The following is a 6,018-nucleotide window of genomic DNA, read 5'->3' as shown; positions in this document are numbered from 1 at the left end:
CGAATACACGTCTTCGAACTTCATAAGTCGAACTTCCTGTAACACTTCTGTCCGCTTCATAACGCCTCCTTTCGGAGACATGATAAAACCGGACAGATCGCATGTTACCTACACCGGACATATCGCTTGTTAGCGACACTGCGATTGAGACATTGTACGGTATCGGCTATCGTTACAACGAAGAGTAAGACCCCAGGCGGGGCCGGGCGGAGCGAACGCCGATGCGCGATGTGGGTATGAACCGATCTCAGAAAGACAGTGATGTGGTTCTGGGCGACGATTGGGTCGCACCAGATCAAACCGTGACGCGCGAGTTGCAGGACAAGCGGGCCCGGCGCGGTTTCTTTTCGCTTCGTGGCTCCCCGCTTACCCGGAGAATCATCACGCTGAATCTGATCGCTTTGATCGTTCTGGTATCGGGCATTCTGTATTTGAATTCGTCGCGGCAGAGCCTTGTGTTGCAACGGGCCGGGGCCTTGGCCGCCGAAGCAATGCTGATCTCGGATGTGTTTGAGGCACAGCTCCCTGAAATCGGCACTGTCAGCTTGGCCGCGCGCGATGGGATCGATCCGGAAGCGACGCTGCAGAACATCAGCCTGCGGGCTGGTGCAGAGGTGTTTGTTTTCGACACCGCCGGGACATTGCTTGCCCAGACCAAAGGCGTCGCCGAAGGTGGTGCGTTGGACCTGATCAACGATAACAATCAGGGCTCCACGGTGATCACCGACAGTTTGTCTTCGCTTTGGTCGGCAGTTGGCGGGTTTCTCAAAACTGACACGCCTGCGCCAACCACGTCTCTCGAAGATCAGCTCCGCGCCATGGTACAGCGGGCGCTGGCAGGGGGGACCGAGGTGCAAGCGGTTGTGGACACCAGTGGCGGCACTGTGTTCTCGGCGGCAACGCCGATCCTGTTTCAAGGTAACGCGATTGGTGTGGTGACGCTGGCATCGCCAACCGGTGAAGTTGACGCCCTGGTGCGCGGCGAGCAGGAGCGTGTTTTGCAGCTGTTTGTGGTGGCTCTCTTGGTGTCTGTTGGCCTCAGTCTCGTGCTTGCCTCTACCATTGCGAACCCGCTGGCTGATCTGGCCGAGGCCGCTGAACTGGGGCGGGATGGCGATGCGCGCAAGTCAAAGCCAGGACGGATCCGCATCCCGGATCTTTCCGCGCGCCCAGATGAGATCGGGCGCCTCAGCCGCGCACTGCGCGGTATGGTCAAAGCGCTCTACAACCGGATCGACAGCAACGAACAATTCGCAGCTGACGTTGCACATGAAATCAAGAACCCATTGGCAAGTCTGCAGTCCGCAGTCGGCACCCTGCGCATGGTGAAACGGCCGGATCAGCGCGACAAGCTGCTCGATGTGATTGAACATGACGTCCGCAGATTGGATCGGCTTGTCAGCGATATTTCCAATGCCTCTCGTCTTGATGCGGAGCTGGTCAAAGAGGATGAGGAAACTTTTGATCTCTTGACCATGCTTGGCAATCTGAACCAGTTCCTGGGCGAGGACGCCCGCGGCAAAGGCATCGACTACATCACCGACCTGCCAAAGACGCCCATTGATATTCAGGGCCTTGAGGCGCGTCTGGCACAGGTCTTCGTGAACCTGATCACCAATGCAATTTCGTTTTGCGAAGATGGGGACGCTATCCGCGTGTGGGCCCGTCGTCGTGACAACCGTGTTCTGGTCGTGGTGGAAGACACCGGACCGGGCATTCCTGAGCAGGCGCTGAGCAAGGTGTTCAAACGCTTCTATTCGCAAAGACCTGTTGAGCATTTTGGCAATAATTCCGGTCTCGGGTTGGCGATCTCGAAGCAGATTGTCGAGGCCCATGGTGGCGTGATTTGGGCCGAAAACATTCGCCCAACCGAAGCCGACATTACATCTGAACCGCTTGGCGCACGCTTTGTCGTGGGTCTGCCGATCTGACGTGGAGGATCTGCACCCGTCCTGTTGCATGCACGCCAGCTGCGTTGATGTGAATGGCAAGGGATTGTTGATAACGGGGCCATCTGGATCTGGAAAATCGACATTGGCCTTGCAGATGATGGCGCTTGGCGCGGTCTTGGTTGCAGATGACAAGGTAAATGTGGCGCGCCAAAACGATATGCTGATCGCGACGGCACCAACCGTTTTGTCAGGAGTGATCGAAGCCAGAGGCGTTGGCCTGCTGGAAGCCGACACCGTTTCCGAAAGCCGGATTGTCGCCACAGTTGATCTGTCAGAACTTGAAACCGAGCGGTTACCGCACCAGTTGGTAGACAAGATACTGGGCCTGCAGATACGCAAGCTGAACCGGGTAGATGGGCCGCATTTTGCCCCAGCACTGCTGCAATTCTTGAAGAACGGAGCAAGGGATGCCGACACCGCGGTCTGACACGACAGAACAGACTGCTGCGGTGACCATTGTTTTGGTGACGGGGCCATCTGGTGCCGGGCGCACGACTGCGATCAATGTGCTGGAAGATCTCGGTTTCGAGGCAATTGATAATCTGCCACTGCGTTTGATCCCAGATCTGCTGCAAACCCAAAGTTTGAGCAGGCCCATGGCGCTAGGGTTGGACAGCCGCAATCGTGACTTCTCGCCAGCAGGCCTTCTGGATGTGATCGCTGAAATGTCGGCGCGCTCCAATCTGGATCTTAAGGTGCTCTATTTGGATGCTTCGCCAGATGTCTTGTTGCGACGCTACTCCGAAACCCGTCGACGCCATCCTTTGGCGCCTGCCGAAGATCCAGAGCTGGGTGTGACGCGAGAGATGGAGCTGATGGCGTCGATCCGCGATCAGGCCGATATCCTGCTAGATACGTCCGATATGAACATTCACCAATTGAAAGCCGATATCGAACGTTTGTTCGCCCCACAGGGCCGGGCGCTTGCCGTTTCGGTGCAGAGCTTTTCCTACAAGCGTGGGGTGCCGCGCAGCGTTGATATGGTGTTTGACTGCCGTTTCCTGAACAACCCTTATTGGGAGCCCGCCCTGCGCGAACTGGACGGGCGCACGGATGCAGTCCAAAGCTATGTCAAAAACGATCAACGGTTTCCCGCGTTCTACCAACAGCTGCTTGGTTTGATCCGCCATCTCCTGCCTGCCTACCGCGAAGAGGGTAAATCGCATCTGTCCATCGCCTTTGGGTGTACCGGCGGGCAGCACAGATCGGTGACATTGGCAGAAACACTGGCGAAGGATCTTGCAGAAGACGGGCAGCAAGTGTCAATTAGACACCGCGAGCTGCAGAGCCAGCGGCAGAAGTGAGGGCCCGATTTGATCGGTATCGTGATTGTTGCACATGGTGGGCTGGCGAAGGAATATCTTGCCGCCGTTGAACACGTCGTGGGTCCTCAGCTGTGTCTGCAGGCGATAGCCATCGGACCGGATGACGACCGTGAGCAGAAGCAACGTGACATATGTCGCGCGGCAGATGCCGTCGACGGTGGCGATGGTGTTGTGGTGGTCACGGATCTTTTTGGCGGCTCACCCTCCAATCTGAGCCTACAGGCTTGTGCGCCGGCCAACCGGCGAATCCTTTACGGTGCGAATCTCCCGATGCTGATCAAATTGGCGAAATCCCGCCATTTGCCGGTGGTAGACGCTGTACGCCAGGCCCTCGAAGCGGGCCGCAAGTACATCAACGCACAGAATATCAACCCCGAGGGGGAGTAGACGCAGTAATGGTCCATAAGACTCTGAAAATCGTGAATGAAAAAGGCCTTCATGCAAGAGCCTCCGCCAAATTGGTGGAAGTGGTGGAGGGATTTGATGCCACCGCCGAAGTGTCTCGCGACGGTTTGTCGGCCTCTGGTGACAGCATCATGGGCCTTTTGATGTTGGCAGCCTCCAAGGGAACGACTATTGACGTCACCACCTCGGGCCCAGACGCAGAAGCGCTTGCCGCGGCGTTGGATACGCTGGTGGCAGACAAGTTCGGCGAAGGCTTCTGAGCCCAGAAACAGCTAGATGACATAGGATCACCCGTTTTGGCGGATACCACACATGATCAAGACGATGGCGTCGCAACGCCGGACTCTACCGAAACCGGTGAGGTCTATGACCGTCGTACGTTGACCTATGCCAATTCGTTTGATGACCGTTGGACCAGCTTTGCCATTCGCGCGATCGAATGGTTTACCGGTAAGCTGACCATCCTGCGCATGGTGCGCAAATTCGAACGCAGCAATGCGGAATACCGCGGCCAGAAATTCTGGCGTGGTGCTCTCAATACGATGGGGATCGATCTGGTCACCCCGGAAGAGCAGATCGCACGCATTCCCAAGGATGGCCCTGTCGTCGTTGTCGCCAACCATCCCCACGGCATGGTCGATGGGATGATCTTCGCGGATCTGATCGGTCGGGTGCGACAGGATTACCGTATTCTGACACGCTCTGTTCTGACAGGCCTCGACGAGGCTGCGACTTCTTTCATGATCCCGGTGCCGTTCCCCCATGATCCCGAAGCGCAGCGCAAAATGGTTGAGATGCGCAGCCAAGCCATGGCCTATCTCAAGGATGGCGGCGTTGTTGCGCTTTTCCCGTCTGGCGTCGTTATGTCCTCTGACAGTATGTTTGGGCCCGCAATCGAGCGGGAATGGAACGTCTTTACAGCACAGCTGATCCGCCGATCTGGCGCGCGTGTGGTGCCGATCTATTTCCCCGGCAGCAATTCGCGGTGGTATCAGATGGCCAACCGTATCTCGCCGATTTTACGTCAGGGTTTGCTGCTGCATGAAATCGTCCGCTCCTGCAATAAGCCGCAGGCGCCGGTCGTGGGTAAGCCGATCTCTGACGAGCACATGGAACGGCTGCAAAGCGATCCCCGCGGTTTTATGGCCTGGTTGCGAGAGCATACGATGCAGCTCGGGGCATCTGAAAGCGGCGATAAGAACGGCTATGTGCACGACAGAGGCCCCTGACGGAGCCTCTGCGGCTATCAGCGCGTAGGCACTGGTGTATCGCCACGATAATCATAAAATCCACGTTGCGTTTTCCGGCCCAACCATCCGGCTTCCACATATTTTGTCAGGAGCGGGCAGGGGCGGTATTTTGTATCTGCCAGCCCATCGTGCAGCACATTCATGATCGCCAGGCAGGTGTCCAATCCGATGAAATCCGCCAGCTCAAGCGGTCCCATGGGATGGTTGGCGCCCAATTTCATCGATTCATCGATTGATTTGACGCTGCCGACGCCCTCATAGAGCGTGTAAACCGCCTCGTTGATCATCGGCATCAGGATCCGGTTCACGATGAAGGCGGGGAAATCTTCGGCGCTAGCGGCCGTTTTGCCGAGGCGATCCACGACCGCATAGCAGGCTTTGAATGTTTCTTCGTCTGTTGCGATGCCGCGGATCAGCTCAACCAGCTGCATCACGGGCACCGGGTTCATGAAGTGAAACCCCATGAAACGTTCGGGTCTGTCCGTGCGACTGGCCAGCCGGGTGATCGAAATCGAAGAGGTGTTCGATGTCAAAATCGTGTGCGGCTGCAGATGGGGGAGGAGGTCTTCGAAAATCGCCTGTTTGACGGTTTCGCGTTCTGTTGCGGCCTCAATGACCAGGTCTGTCTGCCCCACGTCCGCGAGCACCAGGGTCGTGGAAATCCGCGCCAATGCAGCGTCCACATCACTTTGCTCAATCTTGCCCTTGCTGACCTGCCGGGTGAGATTTTTCTGGATCGCAGCAATCGCCGCATCAAGCGCATCCTGATTGATGTCGTTCAAGACAACATCATAGCCCGCAAGCGCCATGACATGTGCGATGCCATTGCCCATCTGGCCCGCGCCAATCACGCCAATTTTTTGGATATCCATTGCTCTCACCTCATTGGAAAGTCGCTCAGATCATAGTGGTGCGCGGATATCGGGCACAAGGCCGATCCGGTTGGTTTTTAGTCAAAGTCACCCTTTAGCATTTCGTCAACGGGTCTGCTGTTAGGTGAGTCTCGGGTGAATATTGGTGGGAATTATGAGTTACGAACTCAAAAGCGCGACCGCGTTCGCGGGGGAGCCATGTAGTTATGACGGC

7 protein-coding genes are annotated in these 6,018 nt (G+C 56.7%); 6 read left to right on the top strand and 1 reads right to left on the bottom strand.

The window, feature by feature from the left end:
* The first annotated feature begins 221 nt into the window (after window positions 1-221).
* Genes Q0C28_RS02005 through Q0C28_RS01980 form a run of 6 tightly spaced genes read left to right on the top strand, consistent with a single transcriptional unit; the run spans window position 222 to window position 4,911 of the window.
* Window positions 222-1,931: a sensor histidine kinase gene (locus Q0C28_RS02005; RefSeq protein ID WP_293572977.1), complete on the top strand. Its 1,710-nt coding sequence runs from the start codon at window positions 222-224 to the stop codon at window positions 1,929-1,931.
* 1 nt (window position 1,932) lies between these two features.
* A complete protein-coding gene (locus Q0C28_RS02000) occupies window positions 1,933-2,379 on the top strand; it encodes an HPr kinase/phosphatase C-terminal domain-containing protein (protein ID WP_366934220.1) in 447 nt (148 codons plus the stop codon).
* Entirely contained in the window at window positions 2,360-3,256 is an 897-nt protein-coding gene (rapZ, locus tag Q0C28_RS01995; protein WP_293572976.1) for an RNase adapter RapZ, read from the top strand. The genes Q0C28_RS02000 and rapZ overlap by 20 nt, the downstream gene beginning before the upstream one ends.
* A 9-nt stretch (window positions 3,257-3,265) precedes the next feature.
* Window positions 3,266-3,664, top strand: coding sequence for a PTS fructose transporter subunit IIA (locus Q0C28_RS01990; protein ID WP_293572975.1), 399 nt, complete (start codon window positions 3,266-3,268; stop codon window positions 3,662-3,664).
* 8 nt (window positions 3,665-3,672) lie between these two features.
* Window positions 3,673-3,942 carry an HPr family phosphocarrier protein gene (locus Q0C28_RS01985; protein ID WP_293572974.1) on the top strand — a complete coding sequence of 90 codons (270 nt, stop codon included), beginning with the start codon at window positions 3,673-3,675 and terminating at the stop codon, window positions 3,940-3,942.
* Window positions 3,943-3,978: 36 nt separating this feature from the next.
* Complete coding sequence (locus Q0C28_RS01980) at window positions 3,979-4,911, top strand: lysophospholipid acyltransferase family protein (protein WP_293572973.1); 933 nt, start codon at window positions 3,979-3,981, stop codon at window positions 4,909-4,911.
* Window positions 4,912-4,928: 17 nt separating this feature from the next.
* On the opposite strand, the gene Q0C28_RS01975 is transcribed toward Q0C28_RS01980, so the two are convergent.
* Window positions 4,929-5,804 (bottom strand): 3-hydroxybutyryl-CoA dehydrogenase, encoded by an 876-nt coding sequence (locus Q0C28_RS01975; protein ID WP_293572972.1) that lies wholly within the window; start codon window positions 5,802-5,804, stop codon window positions 4,929-4,931.
* Between the last annotated feature and the right edge of the window lie 214 nt (window positions 5,805-6,018).

The organism is Phaeobacter sp. (genome assembly GCF_022825805.1).
Lineage (GTDB): Bacteria > Pseudomonadota > Alphaproteobacteria > Rhodobacterales > Rhodobacteraceae > Phaeobacter.
This window is presented reverse-complemented; position numbering and strand designations above follow the sequence as displayed.

Coding starts and splice junctions, on each gene's coding strand:
- Q0C28_RS02005 (WP_293572977.1), top strand. CDS start 222: ATGCGCGATGTGGGTATGAACCGATCTCAGAAAGACAGTGATGTGGTT.
- rapZ (WP_293572976.1), top strand. CDS start 2,360: ATGCCGACACCGCGGTCTGACACGACAGAACAGACTGCTGCGGTGACC.
- Q0C28_RS01985 (WP_293572974.1), top strand. CDS start 3,673: ATGGTCCATAAGACTCTGAAAATCGTGAATGAAAAAGGCCTTCATGCA.
- Q0C28_RS01975 (WP_293572972.1), bottom strand. CDS start 5,804: ATGGATATCCAAAAAATTGGCGTGATTGGCGCGGGCCAGATGGGCAAT.